Genomic DNA, 24,732 nt, shown 5'->3' on the forward strand with positions numbered 1-24,732 from the left:
CACCTGTCGGTTAATACTGAGAGTTATAACGATGAAAACACCCATGCCACTACACAAACTTTCTCTTGCTGTTATTGCAGGATTAAGCGTTTCAATGAGCGCCACTGCCATTGCTCAGGACACACAAACAGAAGACGAGGAAGACGTAGAAGTCATTTCCGTTACCGGTACGTTGATTGAAGGGGTTAATCCCGTCGGTTCCAACGTCATCGGTTTGAATCAGGAAAAAATCATTGAGCAGGGTGTGACCTCTGCTACCGATTTGCTTCGCCGCATTCCACAAATGGCAGACTTCAACGCCGTGCCGGAAAATACCCTCACAGCCTCAATTCCTTTTGAGCCACCGCAAATTCGCGGTATTGGCGGCTTGAGCGGAATGGCTACTCTGGTCATGTTGGGGGGGAATCGCCTTGTTCCGGTTGGCCCGATGAACTGGGTTGATTCGTCGATGATCCCCGCAAGTTTGCTTGAGCGCGTAGAAGTGATTCCGGACGGTGGTTCGTCTATCTATGGTTCTGACGCTGTTGCCGGTGTCATCAACTTCATTCCTAAGAAAGACATGGAAGGCGGTGAACTTAGCGTACAATATGGTATGGGTGCGGGCGACTACGACCGCATTGATATTTCCGGCGGCTTTGGCACAAGCTGGGATAAAGGCACACTGGTCACTGCATTCTCTTACGGCGACCGTTCACCGATGTACGGTAAAGATCAGGACTTCATTAAAGAAGATCTCACCGGTGTTGGCGGTGCAGATTACCGTTCTACGTCCTGTACGCCCGGTAACATTCTGTTAGACGACACCTTATATGGTTTGCCTGGCGTGGATGCATCATCACCGAACTACTGTTCTACCTACGACGACCAGTCTTATTATCCGGAAGAAGAGCGTTATTCACTGTTCGCCAACCTGACTCAGGAACTGTCCAGCCGCTTAAGCCTGGATGTGCTGGCGTACTATTCACGCCGTGAAGCCACAGATTACGATCCTTCAGATATTCGTGCTTCCGCAACGATCACTGCTGACAACCCGTATTTTATCGCTGTGGGTGATGAGACCTCTAACACCGTTTCATTCTCTTACGCGGATGTATGGGGCAGCGCCGGCGCAAACCCGTCCATGTATGAGCAATGGCAGGTTACGCCCACCCTGACTTATCAGCTTACCGATACGTGGAAAGTTAAGGGTACCGTTAACTATGGTAAGAGTACGTCTTACTATCATGACTACTCCATTAACGCGAATGCTCAGCTGGCAGCGCTTTCCGCCAGTACCACTGAGACGGCACTGAACCCTTATGATGTATCACAAACCAGTGCCTCTGTACTGGCTGGCATTAATAATTGGCTTGACGACACCAGTACCGATCAGGATTTAACGGAATTCAAAGTCATTGCCAACGGGGACATGTTTGAAATTGCCGGCGGTATGATGCGGGCAGCAGTAGGCTCAGAGTACCGTGAAGAGTCCTTCTATCAGTCTGTAACGGCTGGCGAAGTGGGTAACCCTTCTACCTCTTCAGTACGCGACATCGACCGTAACGTTAAGTCGGTATTTGGTGAAATCTACATCCCGCTTGTTGGTGATGACAACATGATGCCGGGTATCCAGCATCTGGACGTGTCTATCTCCGGCCGTTACGACAAGTACAACGATGTTGGCTCAAGCTCAAACCCGAAAATCGCAGTGACCTGGAACCCTACCGAAGACGTTACCGTCCGCGGTACATGGGGTACGTCTTTCCACGCACCGGCACTGGCTGATTTAGCGGCACCGCTGCAATATGAATTGTTCCTGCCAATCAGCCCGCTGCGTTCATCAGACAGCCCGTTCTTCCCTGATTTCTTTAAGCCGTCATTTACTTTAAGCGGTGCGTCAGAAGGTATTAAGCCTGAAACCGCAGAAACCATGTCGTTAGGGACTGACTGGTACGTCACCGACTCCACGAAGGTGTCACTGACTTACTGGAGCATTGCATACGAGGACCGTCTGGATCAAAACGCTGGTTTCTACTTCGGCCCGGCTTATTACGATGCAGAAGTGAACGAAGACTACTACATTGTGAACCCGTCATCGGTGGAAGAAATCATTGCAAAATTCGGCGACTTCCCTACCCAGGGTTACGAGAGTCTGCAAGCCATGGTAGATATTTACGGCTTACCTTATGTGGTGAGCGACCAGCGTAAATCGAACATGGGCGCGTACGAAGTTGATGGTCTGGACTACTCGGTACAATGGTTCGGCGATATCGATTTAGGCGAACTGGACTTCTCATTAAGCGGTACCTACATCATGAACCGTGACAAAGAGAACGTAAAAGGCGCAGGCTTTAACGACACGCTGGCACTGGGTGATTTCAACGAAGCCATTTCAGCGTTCAACAGTGTGGCTACACTGGGCTTGCGTCGTGACGACTGGTACTTCTCCGGTACGGTTTACTACCGTGGCAGTGCTGATGTAGCAGAGGAACATATCGATTCCTACACCACCTTGTCGCTGTTCGCCAGCTACGACTTCAGCATGGATACGCAGGTGACGTTCAACATAGATAACGTAACGGACGAAGATCCTCCGTTCCGTAACATCGATGAGGGTGTGGCTTATAAGAGCATGGGCCGCTTCTTATCCGTTGGCTTCAGAACCCGTTTTTAATTTATCTTCCTACGCGGAGGGCTGCCACGAAAGTGCCAGCCCTCGTTATCATTTTTAAGGGGCAAGTTTATGACCAAACCCGTAAACCCGTTTCTGTTCGCATTATCCAAAGTGGCGCTGGGCCTTTCTCTGCTTTCGTTTAACAGTACTGCAACCACACTCGAAGACGACTTCATCACCCCGCCCCAATCCGCTAAACCTTTAGTGTGGTGGCACTGGATGAACGGTAACGTTACCCGTGAAGGAATTGAAAAAGATCTCGCCTGGATGGATAGGGTTGGCATTGGCGGTGTGCAGAACTTTGATGCCCAGCTCATGACGCCTAAAATTGTCGATACTGCACTGGAATATATGACACCGGCCTGGAAAGACACTTTTGAATACGCGCTGGGCGAAGCGAATAAGCACAATTTTGAATTCGGCATTGCCGCCTCGCCGGGCTGGAGTGAAACCGGTGGTCCCTGGGTAAAGCCTGCAGACGGTATGAAAAAGTTGGCGTGGAGCGAAATTACCATTGACGCCAGACAGAAAAAAGCCGTTCGGGTGCCGCAACCGCCTCAAAATACGGGTGCGTTCCAGGATTTCTATGGCGCAGAGGAAATTTTTGCTGATCCTACACATGCCGAAAAAGAGACACCGGTTTACTACAAAGATATTGCCGTTATCGCCTTCCCTGTTCATGAACAGCGCATTCAGCCTGTTTCCGTAACAACCAACAATGACGACGAGCTAGACCTCGGTATATTGTCTGACGGTTCATACAGCAGCGCGACCAAAACACAGTCTCATCCGGACAAAGACGTTGAAATCACCTTTGATTTTGGTGAGCTAAAAAGCGTTCAAAGCCTGTCGTTTGCCATGCCACCACCGGGCATGTTTATCCCGGCGCCCTTTTTACCCACGCTGCAAGCCAGTGAAGACGGCGTAACGTTTGCCCCTGTGGCAACCATTCCTGTAGGAACAACCGCGCAAACCACGATCAGTTTTCCGGAAGTTAAAGCGCGATTCATGCGTATCGTGATGTCGCGTAATCCGAACGGCAAATTTTCCCTGCCATCGTCATCTGCGCCCGGCGCTGCACCACCTCCGGGCTTTAATTTACCTACCGGAGAAGCAAAATCAGAGCCGGTAGATTTGCTGGAAGTAGCCTTTTATCCGCAAGCCAGAGTGCATCGTTTTGAAGACAAAGCCGGCTTTGGTATTGCCCCGGATTATCACACGCTGTCTTATCAACACACCGGTGAAGGTGTGCCTGCGGACGCTGTGATTGACATTACAGACAAGCTGAATGCAGACGGTTCACTTAACTGGCACCCGGAAAAAGGCTTGTGGAAAATTATCCGCATTGGTTACAGCCTGACCGGTAAAGAGAATCACCCTGCCACAGAAGCCGCCACCGGCCTTGAAGTCGACAAATACGATGCCAGCGCGGTGAGTGCCTATATTGATCACTACCTCGACATGTACAAAGATGCCAGCGGTCAATATGCATTGGGAGAAGGCGTAAAAGCGCTGCTGAATGACAGTATTGAAGTCGGTGCATCGAACTGGACACCAAAAATGTTTGAAGAATTCAAACAACGCCGCGGTTACGACTTAACGCCCTGGTTACCGGCCTTAGTTGGCGTGATCATTGGTGATGCGGTACAAACCGATAAATTTCTCTACGACTACCGCTTAACCTTAGGCGAAATGCTGGCAGACAATCACTACGCCGTGATCAGCAAGCGGGTAAAAGAAGCGGGCCTGAAACACTACTCCGAAGCACTGGAGAACGGTCGCCCTACTCTGGGTGACGGCATGCGTATTCGCAGTAACGCCGATGTGCCTATGGCCGCCATGTGGGCCTTCGATACCGAAAATCAAGTAGGACCGCAGCCGCAGTACTGGGCAGATATCCGCGAAGCCGCTTCTGTGGCGCACATCTACGGGCAGAACCTGGTAGCGGCAGAATCGCTGACGTCGGCGTCTTTCCCCTGGGCCTTCTCGCCCCGGGATTTGCAGCCCATGATCGACATGGAATTTGCGCTGGGTGTTAACCGCCCCATCATTCATACATCGGTTCACCAACCCAAAGATGAAGGCCCGGGTCTGAGTTTATTTGTGTTTGGTCAGTACTTTAACCGTCTGGAGACCTGGGCTGATTATGCTAAACCCTGGGTAACCTATATCAGCCGCAATGCTTACATGTTACAGCAGGGTCACTTCAAAGCAGATGTGGCCTATTTCTATGGTGAAGATGCGCCTCCAACATCCCTGTATCTGGACAAGCCATCTGAAGATGTGCCACTGGAAAATGCTTACGATTACGTAAATAACGACGTCATTACAGATCTGCTGCAAAACTGTGGAGCTGATCTGTGCACAGATTCAGGCCAGCGCTATGCTGTACTTTATCTGGGCGGCACCTCGCAATACATGACGCTGCCGGTTCTGGAGCGCATTGCTGAACTGGTAGCAAATGGCGCCACCGTTATCGGTAAAAAACCACTGGCCAGCCCGTCGCTGGCAGATGATGCCGCCCGTTTTGCTCAACTTGCCAACACACTGTGGAGCGGCAAAACCGGTAAAGGCCGTGTGATCAATGCCGACGACGTAGAGAGCGGTATTAAAGAAGCCGGTGTCACACCGGATTTTCGCTATGCAGGTAAGCATGACGATACCACCTTGTTCTTCGTTCACCGTCAGACAGACAGCGAAGAAATTTACTACTACACCAACCGCAAAAACCGTGACGAGCCGGTAACACTGTCCTTCAACGTGTCTGACAGAAAACCGTATCACTACAACGCGGTTACCGGTGCCATTACTACATTAAACAGCACAGTAAAAGACGGGCGCACCGTGATTGAAAAGACCCTGGCGCCTTACGAGTCTGGATATGTGGTGTTCGGTGATTCGCCGGCGAACGTGGATAAAGTGGCCTCATCATTCAGTAATACAAAAACGCTGAAAGACCAATGGCAGGTGACCTTCCAGAAAGACCGGGGCGCGCCAGCCAAAGCCACTTTGTCTGCCGGGAACTGGGCTGAGTCTGACGACACCGGTATCCGTTACTTCTCCGGCACCGCCAGCTACACCCAATCTTTCAACATCGATAAGGCTATGCGGGGCAAACCTGTACAGCTGCATATTGAAGATGTGCGCGATGTGGTGGAAGTGGTAGTGAACGGACAGGTGGTGAATACGCTGTGGAAGCCGCCCTTTGAAGTAGATGTATCGGACTACCTGACAGCCGGTGAGAATACGGTAACGCTGAATATCACGAACCTGTGGGTGAACCGCTTAATCGGTGACGCCCAGCCGGATGTGAAGCAAAAGTACACCTTCACCACCCTGCCCGCCTATGTGCCGGATGCACCGCTTCGACCTTCTGGCCTTTTGGGCGATGTATCGCTGAAGTGGTAAATGTTTTTGAACTTAAAAAGCCCCGGTCTTCACCGGGGCAACACCACTGACACATGGGTGCAAAGACGTTTTTAAACTCAATGTGCGTAATCGTTCAGGGCCAGGCGAATGGTAATGGCAGCAACAAGCCCTCCCAGACAAATCCCCCAAATTGTTTTTACTACAGCGGCTGTACTGAACGAAAGGGTGTCGATATTTACTGCAAAAGTGAGTAACGCAAAGAAGCTTAATGACAGTGCCGCACCAAAAACAGCAAACACCAGTGCCCGAAGCACCGGATGGGACGGTAACCAGGATGTGTGGCCGGATTGTCCGTTGATGTGCAACTGGCCGTTGCGGATGCGCTTGCGGGTAAGAAACGAGGGAAAGAAAGCGCCCATAAAGCCGATTGCCAGCCCCTGAGGAATGCTGTCAATAAACAGACCGTTGTCGCCCTGCATAGGCACCACGTCCAGCCCGCCGAAGATCAGGAAAACAAAAAACAAACTGAATAAGCCGTTGATGACCGCTCCTACCACGGTTTCAACGCTTTTGTAGCGGTTCAGGGTCATATCACTCATCTTGTTATTATCCTTTTCAAGTTTTTAACAAAATGTAACTTACGTAATTTCTTCAATACGAACAAATTATTTATTTGATGCCATGTATTGATAAAAACTATATATAAAAAATCCCCGAACCGTTCGCCCTGCTTGCGGGTTGTGTCAGGTTTAACCATTAACTCAGACTATACAACCGTCAAAAATGATTATTATTCCTGAAGATTGATTCACGTTATTTTTACAGTTGAAAAATTAATCTTTGACATCAGGACGTAACATGATCAACCGCAGACAATTCCTTGCTATGGCCTCTGCCGCTATGAGCGCCCCGCATTTTGCCAAAGCCGCCTCTTCATCTTTACCGGCTGGCGGTCAGTTTCCCGACAATTTTCTATGGGGTGCAGCCAGTGCGGGTCATCAGGTTGAAGGTAATAACGTTAATTCAGATATCTGGTTACTGGAGAACGTGAAGCCCACGCTGTTCAAGGAGCAGTCCGGTGACGCCTGTAACAGTTTTGAATTGTGGGAAACCGATTTGAATTTGTGCAGCAATCTGGGATTCAGCGCTTACCGTTTTTCCATTGAATGGGCACGCATTGAGCCGGAACCGGGCCTGTTCAGCCAGGCAATGATTGACCATTACAAACGCATTATCGACGGCTGCCACAAGCGCAACATGGTACCTCTGGTAAGCTTTAATCACTTTGCCAGCCCGGTATGGTTTGCAGCCCGTGGCGGCTGGACCAAGCCGGAAGCGCCAGCTCTGTTCGCCAACTATTGCAGTAAAGTTGCCGCACAGCTGGCTGATGGTATTGGCTACGCAGTTACTTTTAACGAACCTAACTTACTTCGCCTGCTAAAAGTGCTCGGCGTCCCGCCTTTCGTGTGGGATATGCAGGAAAAAATGCTGGCAGCGGCAGGCAAAGCCACGCAATCAGAGCATTTTACCGGCCTGAATGCTGCGCGCTTACAAGATTTAGATGTAATGAACCCTATTCTTATTGAAGGACACAAAGCCGCGCGTCAGGCCATTAAAGCAGAACGAAGTAACCTCGACGTGGGTTTTACCCTCGCGATGCTGGATGATCAGTCTACAGGACCGGATTCTGTGCGTAATGAGATGCGTAAATATAATTACGGCGACTGGCTGAAAGTTAAAGAGACTGACTTCATCGGCGTACAAAACTACGAGAGAGTAGTGTGGGACAAGAACGGTCATGTCCCTACCCCCGATGATGCTGAGAAGAACTATTCAGGCAGTTGGATAGACGCAACTTCTCTGGCCAACTGTGTTGCCTACATATACGCGGAAACGGGCAAGCCAATCATTGTTACTGAACATGGGATCGGCACAGAAGATGACAGTCAGCGTGAACGCTTTATCTCTAACTCACTTAAACATCTGCAGAGTGTGATTGATAAGGGCGTGCCGGTAAAAGGTTACATTCACTGGACGCTGCTGGATAACTTTGAGTGGGTATCTGGCTATGGACCGAAATTCGGCCTGCATACCGTAGACAGAAAAACTTTTGAGCGGAAGCCAAAGCCCAGCGCGCTGGCTTATTCGAAAATTCTCAAGCAAAACCGTGTGTAGTACGGCATGCTGACATTATGCGCCTCGCCAGGCGCCTGCTCTCAAATATCCATCGTTATGCTGGAAAAAGCGCAGACAAATTATACCCTGCGTGCGGTACATCTTGCTAAAGGCGACCATAAAACGGCGGAGTATTTAGCTGTAAATCCTAAGGGAAAAGTACCGGCTCTGCTGACAGATACAGGCGTGATTACAGAAACCCCGGCCATATTGCTGTTTCTGCACGCACACTATCCGGATGCAGGGATACTGCCCGCTGACATCAACAACGTGGAAGCAGTGAGCGATCTGGCCTGGTTTGCCAGCTTCGTTCACCCGCTGATCACGCGATATTGCAAGCCGGACTTACTGGGCGTAACCACTGATGTTGGCGCAGTGAAAGATGTAGCAGCATCGCAGTTAAAACCGGCGTATCAAACCGCAGAGAAGCGGTTGAAAGCCAGCCCTTACTGGTATGGTGACGACTGGAGTGCTACAGACGCTTACCTGTTCTGGACGGTAAACCGGCTGAAGCGGGCTGGCTTTGATTTTTCAGAGTTTGAATACGTTATTCAGCACTATCAGCAAATGCTGGCAAGCCCGGTGGTTAAACGGGCACTGCTGAAGGAAAAAGCGCTTTAGCTCAACGTATACCGGAAATAAAAACGGGACGCCTGATTAGCGTCCCGTTTTCGTTTTATACGATATCAGTAACCTGTCACTGAGGAGACAAACGAACTGATTTCATCCCGCAAACGGGTATCGGACGTACCCAGATGGCCGGCCACTGAATAGTGATTGTGGCCTGACAGGAACATGCTTCTGTCGAGAATATGATTTACCTGCAACCGCTCCTGTAATAATCCGATGCATTCCTTCTGAAAGCGTTCGGGGTCAAGCTCTGTACAGGCAATAAATAAGGGCACAGTCGTTGAAATAAGTGCAGGTAAAGGCTTGCGGGAGTCATATCCGGTTGCATCACCATAGTACAGGGTGTCGCGGTCATCCAGCGGGGTAATGCCGTACAAACCGGACAATAACACCGCACCGGTGATGTCCGCTTTATCCGGGTTCAGTTGCAGATACGTCGCCACATGACACGCACCGGCGGAGGTACCGCACAGGATGATGTTATCAGCATCACCGCCATACTGAGCCACGTTGGATTTAAGCCAGCTGACCACGCGGGCCACATCTTCACCACCGGCGGGCCAGGTAAAATCAGGGGCAAGGCGATAGTTTATCACTATACCCAGCCAGCCCTGCTCTGCTGCCATACGGCCTACGCAGGCGTTATACCAGCGCTCGCTATCGCCCTTATCACCTTTCAAAAAACCGCCACCGTGAACAAAAACAAACACCGGCTTTGACACACCGTTTTGGCTGCCTGCGCCATAAATATCCAGCACATGGCGCTCATGGTCGCCATATGCCACATCAACGGCACTGGCGGGCTGTTTTGCCACCAGCTGACGTTGCTCGTCACCCAGAATGGCTAGCAGACCTTCCATCACTGGCGGACCGAGTTCACGACCCAGACGGCGGATTTGTTCACTTACCGCGGTGTTTTCCATGGTTATTTTCCTGCCTGATGCTTAACAACTATTCAGCGGTGATGGTATTCACCAGCTTGCCCATAGGACCAATTTCAACCGACACCGTATCGCCCGGCTTCATCCACAGTGGCGGATTGCGTTTCGCCCCAACACCACCTGGTGTACCACTGGCAATAACATCACCGGGTTTAAGCGGTGTGAAGCTGGAGATATATGCAATCACCGTTGCAATTGGGAAGATCATATCGCCGATGGGCTGTTGTTGCACGATGTCGTCGTTCAGGCGCGTAGTAACCTGCACCTCAGAAAGGTCACCGGCTTCGTCCGGCGTTACCATGTAAGGACCGAAGGGACCGGTAGTCGGGAAATTTTTGCCCGGTGTAAACTGGCGGGTGTGCCACTGCCAGTCACGTACAGACGCATCATTGAAACAGGCATAGCCGGCAACATGAGACATGGCATCCTGCTCAGAAATATAACGGCCACCTTTGCCGATGATCACAGCCAGTTCACCTTCGAAATCCAGCTGCGTTGACACCTTTGGCATCACGATGGGCTGATTGTGACCAGACAGGGAATCTGCAAAGCGCACGAAAATTGACGGATGATCAGTGGCAGCGCGGCCTGTTTCCTGTCTGTGAGTCTCGTAGTTATGACCCACACAGAACACTTTATCAGGATTCGGCACAACCGGACCTAATGTGACATCAGCCAGGCTGAGCGTCGTTTCGCTGTTCAGCGATGACAGGGTGCCTTCCGTAATGGCCGTTTTTAAATCAGCAGCCTGTGCAGATAAATCGGTGATCACATCACCGTCAAGACGGCCAAAGCCCTGTTGGCCACTGGCGGTAGTAAAGCTTACGTATTTCATAAAATAAATTCCTGAGTCGTTTAATTCAGCGGCGCGGGTTGCCATGTGCGGTGAAAGCGGAATGTTTCTTCAGCTACTTTCAGCCCGGCGAAATCTTTGTCAGACATGCCCCATTGATCGATGCGGTTTTCCGGCCACGTCCAGTCTTCCGGCGCACCCACTTTGTAATCTTCCGGCACTTTCTCAACGGCGGTAGAAAACTCTACAACCGCACCGAAAGGCGCGATGTAATAGGCAAACACGTTGTCACCCGGTCCGTGTCGGCCCGGGCCCCAGGCAGGCGTGCGTTCATCGTCGCGCAACCGGCCGACACCGCGCATCACCGCGTCCATATCCTGCATCTCAAATGCAATGTGATTCAGAGAGCTGAATCCTGCGCGGGCAAAAGCCGTACTGTGGTGGGAATCGTTGCAGCGCACGAATACCATGCCTTTTGTGCGGTCTGACACGCGGAAGTTAAGCACTTCTTCCACAATGTCAGCCGTACGTTCTGCATCTGTGGCATTGAAAACCACATGCGTCAGTTTTACAGGTAAATCGTCATCGTCCAGCGCATCAACTTCTTCTACATTCACCAGAAAACGTAATAACTCACCTTCAGGCAGCTCAACAACAATGCCCTCACCACCGCCCAGGTCGGTGCACGCTTCAGGCCGGCAAGGGAAACCGGACTGAGCGACACGTTCTTTCAGGGCAGTCAGTTCATCGCTTTCACACACGAATGTGACGCTGCGTACATACTTGCTGTCGCCTTCTTCCAGCGCAACCAGATAGGGAAATGTGCCGGAGCCGCGAATGTAATGCGTGTTGTTTTGCACGGCTGCAAGTCTGGTGCCCCACACATTCACCAGGAAATCTGCGGCTTTATCTGCTTCCGGCAGCACCATTTCTATACTGCGTAGTTTCATGCTTTATTCTCCAGTTCTCCGGCAACGGCCTCTATGCCGGCAAGGGCGCAATGCTCATCGACTTCACCGGTGTCACCGCTTATCCCCACAGCACCAAGGATATTGCCCTGACTGTCTTTAATCAGATTCCCCCCCGGAGATAACGCCAGCTCAACCCCGCTGATAGCGGTGACACTGGCAAAAAATACCGGATTATTTTTCGCTTTCTCTGCGATGCCACGGGTGTTGAATCCCATGCCAAGAGCGCCTTTTGCTTTCGCCATAGCGATATCGAAGCGGTATAAACTGGCTTTATCTTCCCGTTTGAAAGCAACCGGATGCGCACCGGCATCAAGTACAACAACCGCCAGCGGGTTCACGTTATTTTCTCTGGCATAACGCAGGGTGCCATCAATGATCTTATCAGCGAGGGCTAATGTTATTGTCATGCTATGGATTCCTGTTGTGGAGTGGCAGTGCAGGCACCATCAAGCTGGTGTCTCAGCTGCTGTAAAAGAGAGGCACAGCATTCACTGGCTGTACCGTAAACGTAGTAGTCAGGGCGCAGCAGTACCGCTCCCACACCGGCTTCTTCAAACCAGGCGGTCAGTTGCGGGTCGCGCCACTGGCTTAAGTCGACCACTTCGATGTTCAGGTCCGGCAGGGTACTTTTAACCTGAGTTAACGCTTTGCCCGCCACATCCAGTCCCGATACCAGTAGTCGCCAGTCGCCATGGGTTAAATCATCAAACAACTGTTCCGAGCCGTTAATATTCAAACGGGGCTGAATGAAGCGGCGGCCGGCCTGCGAAGTCTCTGCTGCAATAATGCCGTCTGTAACTGGCGGGATCAGGTCGGCGGCCGTCGTAGGCAACTCACCTTTTTTCACCTTTTCCCGTATGTCTATGTCACGCTGCGCGGCATTTTCCCTGTCCAGCATGCAGATATAACGACCTGCACCTACTGCGGCAGAGATAACAGCCCGCACATGGGGATCACGCTCAGGCTGATAGGTTTTAAGCAGGGATTCATTTGCCAGGCCTTTAGATACCAGGTCCAGTTTCCACGCAAGATTGGCGACATCACGGAAACCATGGCACATGCCTTGTCCGAAAAACGGCGGAGTCTGATGGGCAGCATCACCGGCTAAAAAGACATTGCCGCATTTCCATTGTTCCGCCACGAGGCCGTGGAAACGGTAAGTCGCAGCCCGCACAATGTTATGCGGAACGCCGTTAAGATAAGGCGCAAGTAACTCTGCGACTTTTTCCGGCTGCATCATTTCCTGATCATCTTCACCGGGCAGCAACATTAATTCCCAGCGGCGGTGGTTACCCCTGCCGGGCACAACAGTCGCCGGACGTTCGGGATCACACATCATCACAGACAACTGCTGAATATTGGCATCATCAGGTAAACCGGTCAGTGGCGGGAACTGGATCTCCCCTTCCACTTCGGCATCCACCACCAGCCAGGGCTCTTCAAACTGCAAATCGTCCAGCTTTATACCCAGCGATTTTCTGACCACGCTGCGGGCACCGTCGCAGGCAATGACCCAGCGGGCCTGAACAGTTTCCGCCTTATCGCCGGTGCGGGTTTCCAGCGTTACACTGCGTTTACCGGCGGTATCAGTCTGCTGACTGATCGAAACACATTCCGTGCCCAGACGCAGCGATACATTGCTGAAACGGGACAGCGCATTTCGCAAGTGATGTTCCAGCTCAGGCTGATAAAAGAAGTAATCATTCGACCAGCCGTAAGGACGGGGCTTGCCCACTGTGCCCATATACCGGATAACACCGTGATCAGCGCCGATATGCAGATGACCGTCGGTGTCGCGCATATCTTTTAAAATGGTGTCGTGTAAGCCGACAGACTGGAATAACCGCACCATCTCATGATCGAGGTGAACGGCGCGGGGTAATGGATACGGGTTGGCTTCTTTCTCCAGAACGACGACATCAAGCCCCCGTTTTCCCAGAAAATTGGCCGCAAGAACCCCTACCGGCCCGCAGCCAATAATTGCTACATCATACATTGCAAATTTCCTTATGGCGGGCTAGCTGTCGCGGGCTGGCGTTTTGTACAAACGGCCTTCTTGCATAATCATCGCGATATTTTGCTTGTTCTGCATAATGGTGACGTCTTTGGTGGGGTCGCCGTCAATCAGCAGTAAGTCAGCCAGGTAACCTTCTTTTACCAGACCAAGCTCGTCACCCATCCCCATCAACTGACCACCTAATTGTGTGGCTGCGTGCAGGGTTTCGGCAGGGGTATAACCGAAGTGCTCAACCCATAACTCCAGGTCGCGGGCATTGCGGCCGTTAGGGTTGAAAGGGAATCCGTAATCGCCGCCTGGCAGAATTCTTACACCTTTCGCTTTCAGCTTCGGTACAAGCGCTTTAAGCTTAGACAGCACAATAGCAGCGTCTTCCTTCATATGGGTCATGTCCATATGCGGCGGCGGGTTTGCATCCAGCGTGGCCTGAATAATACCGATAGTAGGTGCAACGAACATTTCGTCTTTATTCGCCACCAGCATATCAATAGCTTCGTCATCGGCGTAGGTGCAGTGATACAGAATGCGGAAGCCGGCTTTAATCCCGAATTTCACCGCATCGCATGCATGAGCATGGCCAGTAAGCCACACATTGCTTTCTTTTGCCTGCTCACCGGCTGCCATTAATTCTTCTTCGGTATACAGCAACTCCAGCGATGCACCGGGTTTCAGTGCGCTTTCGCCGCTAATAAGAAACTTGATGGCTTTCGCACCAATATCCGCACAGTCTTTGACGAACTCTTTAACACCTTCCGGACCACGGGAATGCAGTTCAACATGACCGGGATCGAGATCAGAATCGTTGGGCGGCTCGCGCTCTACAGAGGACGGAATTAAACGGGGACCGGGCAGTCCACCGGTTACCAGGTGTTCATTTAATGAGATTTCCAGGGTTTTGCTTAACGCGCCTGCGGAATAAGCACTGGTAAACCCGTGGTCGAGAAGAATACGGGCATTACGGGCTGCTGTCAGCGCCAGTTCCTCAGGGGGAAGGAACATGCCCGGTACAAATTTTTCCACCGACGTTGGCCAGGTAAGGTGAGCATGGGCTTCAACCATACCGGGCATAAGCGTTTTACCCTTTGCGTCGATAACAATGTCGCCTTCCTGTGCAGGAATGGCTGCGTCACTGATTTGAACAATACGTTTGTCTTCAATGGCAACAGAGCCGGAAACCAGGTCACTACCGCTGCCGTCGAAGATATTTGCGTTATTAATTATTGTACGCATAAGCGTCACCTATTCTTCTGGATATACGCTTATGTTGGCACTCTCAGATATTTGTTCAAATATTTATTTTTTTGTTAAATATAGGTAAAGACTATACATCCAGACACTGCACGGTATGGTCAATGAAAGCCTGTGCAATTGCCGGTAACTTTCGTTCCGCCAGCCATAACAGGCCCACCTTGCGCTGGAAGGCTATGCCCTCAATTTTTATTGCCCGCAGGGTCCCGTTTTCCAGCTCAGATTTCACCACTTCATTTGGCAATATGGTGATGTAATCTGATGAGCGCACGATGGATTTTGTGGTAAGCAGTGAGTCACAGGAAATAGCATTGCCCGGCAGTGCTGCATTACTGTTGATAAACAGGGCGTCAATTTGTCTGCGAAACCCGCCAACCTTGTCTGGTAATACCCAGCGCGCCGCAGCCAGTTGCTTCAGATTCATCATATCGGGAAGATCTTTATTCGCCTGCCCGACGATAATCGAAAACGGATCAGTCATCACCGGCAGTTCACAGAAATCTTCCGGCGAGTCCGTCATACCTGACGTCAGAATGGCCACATCCAGTTCGTAACTTTTCAGCAAACGCTGGGCTTTGGCGTCGTGACACTCAATAATTCGCAGATTAAATTTCGGATATTGCTCGCTGAAACTGTTAATGACCTTCCCCATCACTGACGCCAGAGCGCCGGGTGTTCCACCGATATTCAGGGGGCCACCGATATCTTCCGCCAGCAGTTTGATTTCTTCCTGCGCAGAGATCAGCAGGCTGTCTACCGCCTGTGCTTTGATTTTCAGCGCTTCCCCTGCCGGGGTGAGCAGAATTCCCTGCCGGTTACGTTCAAAAAGCTTGGTAGCAAGAACACGTTCCAGTTGATTAATCGCTACGGAAACGGATGGTTGGGAAAGGTGCTCTGCCCGGGCAGCACCACTGATGGTGCCCTCCCGGCAAACCGCCAGGAAAAGACGCAATGTGCGGGGATCGATACGCATGACTCACTCCTATGCATTAACTGCATTTATACTTTTTTATATACAGGCAATAAAAAACAATAGATGTAGTGTCGGCGATCATGCTTAAAAAAACAACGGCAATAAAAAAGGCCACGGTGCTGCCACCGTGGCCTTCTCCGAATAAAGTACAATTAAGATACTTTAAGTGAGCCTTTCATTACGCCGATGTGGCCGGGGAACGAGCAGAAGAACGTGTAGTCTTCGCCTGCTGCCAGAGCCTTAACATCAAAAGTAACGGCTGTTTCTTCGCCACCACCGATTACATCAGTCATAGCGATAACACGCTCGTCACCTGCTTTAACGTAGTTGTTTGCCAGACCAGCACCAACGCCGTCTCCGGCAACTGCCTGGGCATCCGCGGTTTTAGATAAAACCCAGTTGTGACCCATGACTTCTTTAGGCAATGTACCCGTGTGCTTCAGCGTTACTGTGTAGTTGTCGCAAGAAGCAGGTACTGTCATTTCAGATTTATTGAATTGCATCATGTCAGTGCTGTCGATAGTGGTCGCACATTCTTCGCCAAAAGCGAAGCCACTAAACAAAACTGAGATCGCAACAATCGTTTTTTTCATCATTTATTTCCCATTGTATTAATCAATTACGTTTTACCAGACATTAACTTTTTTGTATAGATCTGGCATCATCACAAAATGATAATGAAAACAATTATCATTTATGATTTAATGAATTTGTTTGGTTATGTGTACGGTTTTGTTATGCAAAAAGGTTTACTGGAACTGGAAAGTCATATCCGCAAAGGCGATGAGCCGGACAGCCCCCTGCTTGTCGATACGTACTTGCGCCGCATTGAACATGCATCTTCTTTATTACTTTCCACGTATGAGAAAGTGAGTTTGTACATCCACGCAGCCAGGTTGTTACTCGACACCGTATGCGACTGTTTTGTGGTAACGCATTGGCGGCACCACTGCCTTAACCAGATATACCGGCCGTTGTTAGCAGCACAACGTATGGTGACCTGCGACGACGAAGACCAGTTAATCCGTCAGTTCCAGCGGGAACTGAACATCCTGGCTCAATATTTTTTGTGAAGGACACAACATGTCAGAATATCGTATCGAAAAAGACAGTATGGGTGAACTTGAGGTACCTGCAAAAGCACTTTACGGCGCGCAGACTCAACGGGCTGTAAATAACTTTCCTATGAGCGGCCAGCCAATGCCCCGCCCTTTTATTGAAGCGCTGGTGACCATTAAAAAAGCCGCCGCCAAAGCAAACTTATCATTAGACTGTATAAACGCATCCACCAGCCACAACATCGTTAAAGCCTGTGATACTTTGCTGAGCGATGAGCAGATGATGCAGCATTTCCCGGTGGATGTGTTTCAGACCGGTTCCGGCACCAGCTCTAACATGAATGCCAACGAAGTGATTGCCACTCTGGCGAATAAGGCCGGCAGTGTTAATGTGCACCCCAACGACCACGTTAACTATGGTCAGAGCAGCAACGATGTGATCCCTACCTCCATCCACGTCAGCGCAGCGATTCAGGTACACCGCGTATTGCTTCCGGCACTGACGCATCTGTCAGAAACCATCGGTGAAAAAGCGCAAACCCTGAAGGATTATTGTAAAACCGGCAGAACTCACCTGATGGATGCCATGCCGGTTCGCATGGATCAGAGCCTGGGTGGCTGGAAGGCGCAGATTGACGCGCAAATTAATGCGATTCAGAACCTGCAGCCTGCCCTGCAAACCCTTGCTCTGGGCGGAACTGCGGTAGGTACCGGTGTGAATGCCCATCCAGATTTTTCTTTTGCATTTAACCGTGAATTGTCTGCTCTTACGGATATTGACTTTCAACCCGGCGACAACTTCTTCGCGCTGATTGGCTCCCAGGACACCGCCGTTTTACTTTCAGGCCAGTTGAAGGCCACCGCCGTGACGATGATGAAAATAGCCAACGATCTGCGCTGGATGAACTCGGGCCCGCTGGCCGGACTGGGTGAAATCGCGTTGCCTGCTCTGCAACCGGGCTCGTCTATCATGCCTGGCAAAGTTAACCCGGTTATTCCGGAAGCTGTTGCAATGGCGGCAGCACAGGTCATCGGCAACGATGCGGCAATCACCATTGGTGGCCAATCAGGTAATTTCGAACTGAATGTGATGCTGCCTGTGATTGCGTCCAACCTGCTGAACAGCCTGACACTCATCGCAAACAGCGCCACCATTCTGGCTGACAAAGCCATCGCCGGTTTCACGGTGAATCAGGAAACGCTGGAACAAGCCCTGCACCGCAATCCGATTCTGGTGACCGCTCTGAATCCGGTCATCGGTTACGCCAACGCCGCAGAAATTGCCAAGAAGGCATACAAAGAGCAGCGTCCGGTGGTAGATGTCGCTGAGGAAATGACAGACATTCCCCGCGAGGAACTGATGAAGCTTATGGATCCGATGAAGCTGACAGATAATACCGGAGAATAAAATGCACAGCGCCCGTTACGGGCGCTGTCTATTAAAGCTGTGGTCAGGATGGAACCTGAGCAAGGTTGTCTTTAAGAAACTCGGGAGCCAAATCTGCTCCGTTGGGCCAGGCAACGGTTTCCAATTCCTGATCGACAAATACTTTTGCGAAATAGGCTTCTTGCTTTAGGGGATCGAAAACCGGACCACTAAGCTTTCCCCGAAGATCCACTTCTCCTGCAGTTCCGTCGTTAAAACATACCCACAATTTAAAATCTTCCAGATATTTCGCACTTACTACATGAAGCATAACGTTACTCCAGCGGTTTGATTTTATTGAGCGGCTTACCACACTGTGCCCGGTGCCAGTTTTCAAGTAACTCCATCCGGTGAGCGGAAATCCACTCGTTAATTATATTTACCGCACGAACCGGCAACTTGCCACTTATTATAGTACCGTCAAACGCAAAAATGGCTTCTTGACCTGCATATTTAGCATGTAAATGGGGAGGATTGTGATCGTTAAAGTACATGGCGATAATGATGCCATAGAAACGGCTTATTACAGGCATAACAGAATCAAAGTGAATGGGGAATAATCCGATATTTACGAAATACCAGAATACATAAAAGGGATTTCTGTTAAACCTGTCCTTATTTAATCCTTTCGTACAGCAATACTCAGCGGCTGCGCCACAGAACTTTGCCGATGATATCAGCCGGTTTTACCCAGCCTATTTGTTCGGAAGTGATTGATTCAGCAATATTGTCGCCACCGAGATAGAGCCCGAGTTCAGGTTCTACAGAAATTACTCTTTTGATAAGCAGGCCACGGGTCTGACAACGAAAAGCGACAATGTCGTTAATGCGGGGGAGTCGCCAGAAAAGATGGCGCACCAGCACGAACGTACCGGCACTCAGTGCCGGCTCCATGCTGCGGCCATCGACGACGAGAAGTTTCAGCATCAGGCAAGTTTAGGATAGACCACTTGCTCTGCAGGCGGATACGGGCACGTTGCTGTGTAGGTTGCAATATCTTTGGAAGCCCAGAAGTATTCCGCAAACTGATTGACCAGATTAAGCAGCTCCACACCTTTGTCACGGCTGGTATGTTGCTTACAGGCAGAACCGGCCATCATAATTTTGTGTGCCAGTTCATGAACATCAGGGTATTTTTCGATTTGTGGCGCTTTAAAATAGTCGCCCCATATCACTCTGATTTCCTGCTTTACCTTTTCCGCATGAATTTCTTTTTCACGTACAAGGCGAACAAGCTGAGCCGGATTTTCGCCATTTAACTCTTCAATCAGATCAGCAAAGCGGATAACACTCAGCGCAGCCAACTGTGCACTGACGGGATCATAAATTTTGCAGGGAATATCACAGTGGGCACTGGCGCGCTCAAAATTGACCAGAACATCCACTTTTTCAAGTAACTTGTGGAACATGATTAATCTCCCTGCGTTAACGACTGGCGCTTGACGACTTTGTAAATCGCAAAGGCACATGCTGCGGCCGCTGCGGCAATGGAAGCATAAAACAGAACATGAAGAACTGTACTCGTCCAGTGGGCGTGATCATGGCCGGGGTGTGCCCATAAAAAAGGGCTGAACAGAACCAGCGATAACGCCAGTTGAAGCTTAAAAGACAGGTGTCTTAACATGCGGATGCTCCTTGTTAATTAATGTAGAGACCTTTGGTGCGTACTGATGTCGTCAGGTTTTATGGCGATGAAAGCAGGTCTCTGAAATTCTTCCGCTTCGCCGTGTCGCTTTTTAAACAGGTAGAGTTGTTCTGAGGCAATGCGCTTGCCCCAGATGGGCGCGGTTTCTGCAGGATTCGCCCTTTGAAGATGTTCAACATGCTGAAACACGCTGGTCAGCGCATTCAGAGCGAAGAGCGGATAGCCATGCCGCTCGTAAAGATCGGCCAGATTGTGATAGCTCACCAACAAGGCACCGATGGTGGGCCGGATGCAAGGTTCGCTTTCGACCATGGCAACGGCCAATTCGACTGCACGTAAATACTTAAGCCGCGCGCCTTCGAAAACATCCGCGTCAAAGTCTCTGTTTCCGTCTTTAATGACACGCTCCCAGATAACGTAATGAGCATGACATTCCTTATTCATAACCTCGCCATCAGGCATGCAGCACCGCCACATTGTAATAAGGCATAGTTGAAAGCAATCCGGCAGCCCGTATTTCAATGGCGCTCTTATAATGAACTAATCCGAGCTTGAAATATGCATCGCTAAGCAAGTCACCGAGCGACTCCAGCTTCAGTCGCATAGCGTCATTATCTCCCCCGTCGACTTCCAGCAAAATGGCTGCAATATCAAACGCACACCCAAGATAGGCAATGGCCTCTCTGTACTGGCCGTCGGCATATAACATTGAGCCCTGATATTCATCTCTTGCCAGAAAGTGCACAGCCTGTTCCGGGTGGCTGTACACCCATTCAGTGTGTTTTGGACACAGGAAGGTAATATCCATAATGACATCCTCTACGGTGAACAAGATTAGGTGATTTCCCGTTTTCTTAAGTCTACCTTAGATGTGAATGGACAATAATGCAAATGATAATTGTTACTATTTGATGGCAAATTTTGCACCCCTGCTGAGCGCCTGGGATCAGAGCTCAACCAGGAAGTAATATCCGAAACCCACCAGGAAGGCCGGAATGCCAGAATAGAGCGTTGCCAATAGCGCTGCGCGGGGAGAAAGCGCAATAGCAGGAAACAGCGCGTCTCCGTCGTTACTGATTGCGTTACCCAGTTGCGCAGAAAACGGCAGTGCGCCATTGAGGTACAGCGTGGTAACGAGTATTTGCGGACCACAACCGGGTAAGAAGCCGATGAGGATAGCCAGCGCCACGGCACTTGCTCCCATAGACTGAAATACATCGACTAAATCTACACCGAAGACCAGCATACTGATCTCAAAAAGCATGAACGCCATGATCACCCATACCAGCACGAACTGCGTGTCCAGTGCAGCCTTTCGTTTCCAGTCAGGTGGCTGTGACCCCGGATCTTCACTGGTTAATGAGGAATATCCCGTGCCCACACTTCCCGTAGCCCAGAGCGTAACACTCACAATTGCGAGGACTGCGCCTGACAGGGTGAGTTGTTGCTCAGAAACAGGTAAATAGTCCGCAGGACTAACTTGCAGCGCCAAAGCCATGGCGATAAGCAGAACAGGGATACTGATCACCAGCCAGAAACGTGTTGCCAGACCGGTCAGTGCTTTACTTACTCTCATGGACGCACAAGTGTTACTGTCGTCCTGAGGACTGCTGAACTCATCTTCAATAAGTTTAGGCCGGTAGTTGTGAAAACGGTTAACAATGATTCCGGTAAGTGACCCCACCACCATGCCGACGGCCATCACTATGAGACCATCTGCCGGCTGCCGGGCCAACAGTAAAAATGCCGCATCCCCCATTGTACTGGTGAGCACCGCCACAACGGAACCGAAGCTTGCTACTCCTCTTGTGTATTGAGTAACAACAATAATTGCGCCACCGCAGCCGGGTAAAGCTCCCAGAAAAGCGGCAATGAAGACTTCATAAAACGGATGGCGGGCAATGAACCGGCTGATGGTCTCTGCGGGCACCCGTAATGTACACAGGTAATACAACGCCAGAGATGCGTAAACAAAAGCCCCCACCTGAAAGAACGCGTCAGCAAGAACCTGCTGAGTCGTCTCACGGCTGAAAGGCCACCATAAAAAAGAAAGCAGAATAACAGGCAGAAACAGACGCTTGTTCACAAGCCAACCGTGTGATTTCAGTGCAATACGCATCGTTTGCATTGTAGAAACAGATTCATTCATTTTGCTTCTCAAAAGCCTGCCCGCAATTTAACCCATTGATATGGATTACCCCTGAATAGAATCATAGGATCAGTGATGAATAATTTCAAATAGAAATAATTATCATTTACAATATCACTCTAAGGTAGTAAATACGCTTGCAATAAATATGTATAGAATTCGCGCAAACAGAAAGCACGAAACAGGGAACACTATGAAATTCAGTAAAATCGCGATTGCCTGCGCACTCATGCATGCCGGCTCATCTTTTGCTGCTGCAGATGATAATGACAAAATAGAACATATCGAGGTGACAGGGCTTCATACTGAAGATGCCTCATCATTACTCCGCAATGGTATCGAATTAAAAGAGATTGCCCGCTCCGTACAAATTCTGAACAAGGATTTCATTCAGGAAGTCAAGCCTAAAGCACTTGAGATGGTGCTGGCTTACACATCAAACGCAGGATTTCTGGGTTCGAGTGATGGTCGTCAGTCAGCTTTTACAATGCGCGGATTCCAGAACCCTCCGGTGTTAATTGACGGTTTCCGGGTATCGGAGTGGGGTGGCGTGAGCGACCCTGAAATCTACGGACTGGAACAAGTAGAGATCCTCAAAGGGCCGGACTCGATTCTTTACGGAGAAAGTAACCCGGGCGGTATTATTAATATGCGAGCAAAGCGCCCGACAAAACAAGCTCAAAGTGAAGTCATGCTGGATTTCGGTAACTATGGTTATGCAAGTCCACGCTTTGACCTGAATGGTCAGTTCAGTGATGAAGCATTATTCAGACTGGTCGGGTTGTATACCACCAACGACACACACAGAGACTACAACAACTCGTTCGACCGCACATATATTGCACCTTCCGTAAAATTCTTTATTGGCGATGCGACAACCATTACGGCCTTTGCTGAGATTACAAAAGACGATAACCCGGCGGACTTCGGGAATGTTATTGACGCTGACGGTAACCTGACAGGACCCATCGGACAAATAAACAACGGTCCGGACGATACCATGGAGCGTCACCTGTACAATTATGGTGTAGATGTATCACATCAGTTAAACGAAAACTGGCAGCTTAACGCCCGGGCCCGGAAACTGGACAGCGGTTATGAATACAGCGTGTTATGGCTGCCAATCAGCTACGATCCGGAAGCGAATATTGTTTACCGTGTACCGGCAAATCAGATAAGCGCAACCGATGAAAATGCCTTTCAGTTAAGTACTTCCGGTGATTTTGAGATTGGCGGTTTAAGAAACCGGCTGGTGATCGGGGCTGACTACCGGGAAACGGATTACGAATATGGTGGCGCCTGGGATGCAACAGTTATGTCGGCACTTGACTGGAGTAATCCTGATTACTCAGAAGAGCGTCCCCCCTACGAATCATTAATGGCATACGGAGGTACTGAAGACGCTAAACGTAGTGGCTTTTTTGCGCAGAACTATCTGAATGTGACCGACGACTTTATTGTCAGTGCAGGGGTGCGATACGATGACATCAACCGTATTCTCGACGGCGCTGAACAACAGTTGGACAATACCAGCTTCCAGTATGGAGCAACGTATAATATTACTGATGACCTCACCGTTTATGGCAGCTATTCAGAATCCTTTTCTCCCAACACTGACACGGATAAGTTCTTTAATTTCCTTGAACCGGAAGAAGGAGAAGGCTATGAGCTTGGCCTCAAGGGCAGCTTTTCGCAAAATATCAGCTTCACTCTGGCGGCATTCTCTATAGAAAAGCTCAATGTTGCGGTTTCCGATCCCACAGCCCCAATCGATGGCACCAACCCGTTCGGTATGAGAGCGGCGGGTAAACAGGAAGCGACCGGTTTTGAGTTTGATGTGAACTGGCAGGTATCTGAACAGTTGAGCGTATTTGCCAATATCGGTAAGTCTGAAACCGATGAGTACGATGCAGATGAAGAAGGCAACCTGGTAAAAACCGGCAAGGTTCAGGGTGCGCCATACTCTACAGCCTCGTTGTGGCTTAATTACACCATGCCACTTACTGCAAATGCTGACTTAACATTGGGCGGCGGTGCTCAATATATTGGTACACGATATTTCACAACCACCCTGGAAACAGACCCGTATACGCTGGCGAACTTTTACGCCAGGGTAAATTATCTGGACTGGCGCTTTCAGCTAAACATCCAGAATGCCTTCGACGAACGTTACGTTGCTGAGGCCTCGCAGGCTCCTGCTGGTCGCGGTGTACATGCCGGTGATCCCCGCGGCATTGTGGCATCTGTCGCATATCAATTCTGATCTGTGCAAGGATGTCAGCGGGCTCTGCCCGCTGCACCATTCTTTGCACCGCCCACAAGAGAATGAGTATAATTATCATTTAAACGACGATGGTTTTGTGATATTCTTTTGCAAAATCTAAAAAAGATCTTTTTCAATGACCACATCTGCAGCGAATTTTCTGAAAAATGGCCGGTTCTGGCTATCCGGTCCGGCAACGTTGCTTGTTTCCCTATGCTTTATGCTGGCCATGGCTGTGTGGTTTCCTGCCGGTGCCGGCAAAGTAAACAATATCATCATGCCACTGGTTATTTTCCCGCTTATCTGGTCAGTGCTTTTTTTCTATACCTATCTGACTGTAGATCAGCGGAAAGCCTGGTGGGTATTAGCAGCATTATTTTTACTTAACAGCGGCATTCTGACCTACCAGTTTACGGGGTAA

Annotated in this window: 25 protein-coding genes; 8 read left to right on the top strand and 17 right to left on the bottom strand. The window is 50.0% G+C overall.

The window, feature by feature from the left end; translation table 11 throughout:
- Positions 1–43: 43 nt before the first annotated feature.
- Both ACXAG2_RS09885 and ACXAG2_RS09890 read left to right on the top strand, forming a co-directional pair.
- Complete coding sequence (locus ACXAG2_RS09885) at positions 44–2,653, top strand: TonB-dependent receptor plug domain-containing protein (RefSeq protein WP_474866470.1); 2,610 nt, start codon at positions 44–46, stop codon at positions 2,651–2,653.
- 69 nt (positions 2,654–2,722) lie between these two features.
- Positions 2,723–6,061, top strand: a complete 3,339-nt coding sequence (locus ACXAG2_RS09890) for a glycosyl hydrolase (RefSeq protein WP_474866472.1) — start codon at positions 2,723–2,725, stop codon at positions 6,059–6,061.
- 77 nt (positions 6,062–6,138) lie between these two features.
- Here the strand turns inward: ACXAG2_RS09890 and ACXAG2_RS09895 are convergent, their stop codons facing one another.
- Positions 6,139–6,621, bottom strand: coding sequence for a hypothetical protein (locus ACXAG2_RS09895; protein WP_474866474.1), 483 nt, complete (start codon positions 6,619–6,621; stop codon positions 6,139–6,141).
- A gap of 259 nt (positions 6,622–6,880) precedes the next feature.
- Here ACXAG2_RS09895 and ACXAG2_RS09900 point away from each other — a divergent pair, with 259 nt between their 5' ends.
- Together ACXAG2_RS09900 and ACXAG2_RS09905 are read left to right on the top strand one after the other, a co-directional pair.
- On the top strand, positions 6,881–8,197 hold the full coding sequence (locus ACXAG2_RS09900; RefSeq protein WP_474866476.1) for a glycoside hydrolase family 1 protein: 1,317 nt from the start codon (positions 6,881–6,883) through the stop codon (positions 8,195–8,197).
- Positions 8,198–8,203: 6 nt separating this feature from the next.
- The gene (locus ACXAG2_RS09905) at positions 8,204–8,818 is read left to right on the top strand and encodes a glutathione S-transferase family protein (RefSeq protein ID WP_474866478.1); all 615 of its coding nucleotides are present in this window, start codon (positions 8,204–8,206) and stop codon (positions 8,816–8,818) included.
- A gap of 65 nt (positions 8,819–8,883) precedes the next feature.
- Here the strand turns inward: ACXAG2_RS09905 and ACXAG2_RS09910 are convergent, their stop codons facing one another.
- The 8 genes from ACXAG2_RS09910 to azu all read right to left on the bottom strand — a co-directional run bounded on the left by ACXAG2_RS09910 (position 8,884) and on the right by azu (position 16,366).
- On the bottom strand, positions 8,884–9,750 hold the full coding sequence (locus ACXAG2_RS09910; protein WP_474866482.1) for an alpha/beta hydrolase: 867 nt from the start codon (positions 9,748–9,750) through the stop codon (positions 8,884–8,886).
- Positions 9,751–9,778: 28 nt separating this feature from the next.
- On the bottom strand, positions 9,779–10,603 hold the full coding sequence (locus tag ACXAG2_RS09915; protein ID WP_474843888.1) for a fumarylacetoacetate hydrolase family protein: 825 nt from the start codon (positions 10,601–10,603) through the stop codon (positions 9,779–9,781).
- 20 nt (positions 10,604–10,623) lie between these two features.
- Positions 10,624–11,511 (bottom strand): VOC family protein, encoded by an 888-nt coding sequence (locus ACXAG2_RS09920; protein WP_474866484.1) that lies wholly within the window; start codon positions 11,509–11,511, stop codon positions 10,624–10,626.
- Entirely contained in the window at positions 11,508–11,939 is a 432-nt protein-coding gene (locus ACXAG2_RS09925) for a GlcG/HbpS family heme-binding protein (RefSeq protein ID WP_474866486.1), read from the bottom strand. Before ACXAG2_RS09925 ends, ACXAG2_RS09920 begins: the two co-directional genes overlap by 4 nt.
- The gene (gene mhpA / locus ACXAG2_RS09930) at positions 11,936–13,528 is read right to left on the bottom strand and encodes a bifunctional 3-(3-hydroxy-phenyl)propionate/3-hydroxycinnamic acid hydroxylase MhpA (RefSeq protein ID WP_474866489.1); all 1,593 of its coding nucleotides are present in this window, start codon (positions 13,526–13,528) and stop codon (positions 11,936–11,938) included. Before mhpA ends, ACXAG2_RS09925 begins: the two co-directional genes overlap by 4 nt.
- Positions 13,529–13,549: 21 nt before the next feature.
- Positions 13,550–14,779: an amidohydrolase family protein gene (locus ACXAG2_RS09935; protein ID WP_474866491.1), complete on the bottom strand. Its 1,230-nt coding sequence runs from the start codon at positions 14,777–14,779 to the stop codon at positions 13,550–13,552.
- A 91-nt stretch (positions 14,780–14,870) separates the two neighbouring features.
- Entirely contained in the window at positions 14,871–15,770 is a 900-nt protein-coding gene (locus ACXAG2_RS09940; protein ID WP_474866493.1) for a LysR family transcriptional regulator, read from the bottom strand.
- 152 nt (positions 15,771–15,922) lie between these two features.
- The gene (azu, locus tag ACXAG2_RS09945; RefSeq protein WP_474866496.1) at positions 15,923–16,366 is read right to left on the bottom strand and encodes an azurin; all 444 of its coding nucleotides are present in this window, start codon (positions 16,364–16,366) and stop codon (positions 15,923–15,925) included.
- A 141-nt stretch (positions 16,367–16,507) separates the two neighbouring features.
- Between azu and ACXAG2_RS09950 the strand changes: the two genes are divergently transcribed.
- On the top strand, positions 16,508–16,843 hold the full coding sequence (locus tag ACXAG2_RS09950; protein ID WP_349582971.1) for a hypothetical protein: 336 nt from the start codon (positions 16,508–16,510) through the stop codon (positions 16,841–16,843).
- Positions 16,844–16,853: 10 nt separating this feature from the next.
- Positions 16,854–18,236, top strand: a complete 1,383-nt coding sequence (locus tag ACXAG2_RS09955; RefSeq protein ID WP_474866499.1) for a class II fumarate hydratase — start codon at positions 16,854–16,856, stop codon at positions 18,234–18,236.
- A 43-nt stretch (positions 18,237–18,279) separates the two neighbouring features.
- Here the strand turns inward: ACXAG2_RS09955 and ACXAG2_RS09960 are convergent, their stop codons facing one another.
- From ACXAG2_RS09960 to ACXAG2_RS09995, 8 genes are all read right to left on the bottom strand, one after another.
- The gene (locus ACXAG2_RS09960) at positions 18,280–18,525 is read right to left on the bottom strand and encodes a DUF2442 domain-containing protein (protein WP_474843903.1); all 246 of its coding nucleotides are present in this window, start codon (positions 18,523–18,525) and stop codon (positions 18,280–18,282) included.
- A 4-nt stretch (positions 18,526–18,529) separates the two neighbouring features.
- Positions 18,530–18,787, bottom strand: coding sequence for a DUF4160 domain-containing protein (locus ACXAG2_RS09965; protein ID WP_474866500.1), 258 nt, complete (start codon positions 18,785–18,787; stop codon positions 18,530–18,532).
- 109 nt (positions 18,788–18,896) lie between these two features.
- Positions 18,897–19,181, bottom strand: a complete 285-nt coding sequence (locus tag ACXAG2_RS09970; protein WP_119499650.1) for a S26 family signal peptidase — start codon at positions 19,179–19,181, stop codon at positions 18,897–18,899.
- Positions 19,181–19,663 (bottom strand): superoxide dismutase, Ni, encoded by a 483-nt coding sequence (gene sodN, locus ACXAG2_RS09975; protein WP_474866502.1) that lies wholly within the window; start codon positions 19,661–19,663, stop codon positions 19,181–19,183. The genes ACXAG2_RS09970 and sodN overlap by 1 nt, the downstream gene beginning before the upstream one ends.
- 2 nt (positions 19,664–19,665) lie before the next feature.
- Positions 19,666–19,878: a hypothetical protein gene (locus ACXAG2_RS09980; protein WP_474843909.1), complete on the bottom strand. Its 213-nt coding sequence runs from the start codon at positions 19,876–19,878 to the stop codon at positions 19,666–19,668.
- Positions 19,879–19,896: 18 nt separating this feature from the next.
- Complete coding sequence (locus ACXAG2_RS09985) at positions 19,897–20,361, bottom strand: hypothetical protein (protein ID WP_474866504.1); 465 nt, start codon at positions 20,359–20,361, stop codon at positions 19,897–19,899.
- A complete protein-coding gene (locus tag ACXAG2_RS09990) occupies positions 20,354–20,707 on the bottom strand; it encodes a hypothetical protein (RefSeq protein WP_119499646.1) in 354 nt (117 codons plus the stop codon). The genes ACXAG2_RS09985 and ACXAG2_RS09990 overlap by 8 nt, the downstream gene beginning before the upstream one ends.
- A 138-nt stretch (positions 20,708–20,845) precedes the next feature.
- Positions 20,846–22,048 carry a putative manganese transporter gene (locus ACXAG2_RS09995; protein WP_474866506.1) on the bottom strand — a complete coding sequence of 401 codons (1,203 nt, stop codon included), beginning with the start codon at positions 22,046–22,048 and terminating at the stop codon, positions 20,846–20,848.
- Between the two features lie 193 nt (positions 22,049–22,241).
- Between ACXAG2_RS09995 and ACXAG2_RS10000 the strand changes: the two genes are divergently transcribed.
- The gene (locus tag ACXAG2_RS10000) at positions 22,242–24,311 is read left to right on the top strand and encodes a TonB-dependent siderophore receptor (protein WP_474866508.1); all 2,070 of its coding nucleotides are present in this window, start codon (positions 22,242–22,244) and stop codon (positions 24,309–24,311) included.
- A gap of 136 nt (positions 24,312–24,447) precedes the next feature.
- Positions 24,448–24,732, top strand: a complete 285-nt coding sequence (locus ACXAG2_RS10005) for a hypothetical protein (protein ID WP_474866510.1) — start codon at positions 24,448–24,450, stop codon at positions 24,730–24,732.

The sequence above is a fragment of the Alteromonas sp. ABH4_456 genome (genome assembly GCF_056160645.1).

Coding starts and splice junctions, on each gene's coding strand:
- ACXAG2_RS09885 (WP_474866470.1), top strand. CDS start 44: ATGCCACTACACAAACTTTCTCTTGCTGTTATTGCAGGATTAAGCGTT.
- ACXAG2_RS09890 (WP_474866472.1), top strand. CDS start 2,723: ATGACCAAACCCGTAAACCCGTTTCTGTTCGCATTATCCAAAGTGGCG.
- ACXAG2_RS09895 (WP_474866474.1), bottom strand. CDS start 6,621: ATGAGTGATATGACCCTGAACCGCTACAAAAGCGTTGAAACCGTGGTA.
- ACXAG2_RS09900 (WP_474866476.1), top strand. CDS start 6,881: ATGATCAACCGCAGACAATTCCTTGCTATGGCCTCTGCCGCTATGAGC.
- ACXAG2_RS09905 (WP_474866478.1), top strand. CDS start 8,204: ATGCTGACATTATGCGCCTCGCCAGGCGCCTGCTCTCAAATATCCATC.
- ACXAG2_RS09910 (WP_474866482.1), bottom strand. CDS start 9,750: ATGGAAAACACCGCGGTAAGTGAACAAATCCGCCGTCTGGGTCGTGAA.
- ACXAG2_RS09915 (WP_474843888.1), bottom strand. CDS start 10,603: ATGAAATACGTAAGCTTTACTACCGCCAGTGGCCAACAGGGCTTTGGC.
- ACXAG2_RS09920 (WP_474866484.1), bottom strand. CDS start 11,511: ATGAAACTACGCAGTATAGAAATGGTGCTGCCGGAAGCAGATAAAGCC.
- ACXAG2_RS09925 (WP_474866486.1), bottom strand. CDS start 11,939: ATGACAATAACATTAGCCCTCGCTGATAAGATCATTGATGGCACCCTG.
- mhpA (WP_474866489.1), bottom strand. CDS start 13,528: ATGTATGATGTAGCAATTATTGGCTGCGGGCCGGTAGGGGTTCTTGCG.
- ACXAG2_RS09935 (WP_474866491.1), bottom strand. CDS start 14,779: ATGCGTACAATAATTAATAACGCAAATATCTTCGACGGCAGCGGTAGT.
- ACXAG2_RS09940 (WP_474866493.1), bottom strand. CDS start 15,770: ATGCGTATCGATCCCCGCACATTGCGTCTTTTCCTGGCGGTTTGCCGG.
- azu (WP_474866496.1), bottom strand. CDS start 16,366: ATGATGAAAAAAACGATTGTTGCGATCTCAGTTTTGTTTAGTGGCTTC.
- ACXAG2_RS09950 (WP_349582971.1), top strand. CDS start 16,508: ATGCAAAAAGGTTTACTGGAACTGGAAAGTCATATCCGCAAAGGCGAT.
- ACXAG2_RS09955 (WP_474866499.1), top strand. CDS start 16,854: ATGTCAGAATATCGTATCGAAAAAGACAGTATGGGTGAACTTGAGGTA.
- ACXAG2_RS09960 (WP_474843903.1), bottom strand. CDS start 18,525: ATGCTTCATGTAGTAAGTGCGAAATATCTGGAAGATTTTAAATTGTGG.
- ACXAG2_RS09965 (WP_474866500.1), bottom strand. CDS start 18,787: ATGCCTGTAATAAGCCGTTTCTATGGCATCATTATCGCCATGTACTTT.
- ACXAG2_RS09970 (WP_119499650.1), bottom strand. CDS start 19,181: ATGCTGAAACTTCTCGTCGTCGATGGCCGCAGCATGGAGCCGGCACTG.
- sodN (WP_474866502.1), bottom strand. CDS start 19,663: ATGTTCCACAAGTTACTTGAAAAAGTGGATGTTCTGGTCAATTTTGAG.
- ACXAG2_RS09980 (WP_474843909.1), bottom strand. CDS start 19,878: ATGTTAAGACACCTGTCTTTTAAGCTTCAACTGGCGTTATCGCTGGTT.
- ACXAG2_RS09985 (WP_474866504.1), bottom strand. CDS start 20,361: ATGCCTGATGGCGAGGTTATGAATAAGGAATGTCATGCTCATTACGTT.
- ACXAG2_RS09990 (WP_119499646.1), bottom strand. CDS start 20,707: ATGGATATTACCTTCCTGTGTCCAAAACACACTGAATGGGTGTACAGC.
- ACXAG2_RS09995 (WP_474866506.1), bottom strand. CDS start 22,048: ATGAATGAATCTGTTTCTACAATGCAAACGATGCGTATTGCACTGAAA.
- ACXAG2_RS10000 (WP_474866508.1), top strand. CDS start 22,242: ATGAAATTCAGTAAAATCGCGATTGCCTGCGCACTCATGCATGCCGGC.
- ACXAG2_RS10005 (WP_474866510.1), top strand. CDS start 24,448: ATGACCACATCTGCAGCGAATTTTCTGAAAAATGGCCGGTTCTGGCTA.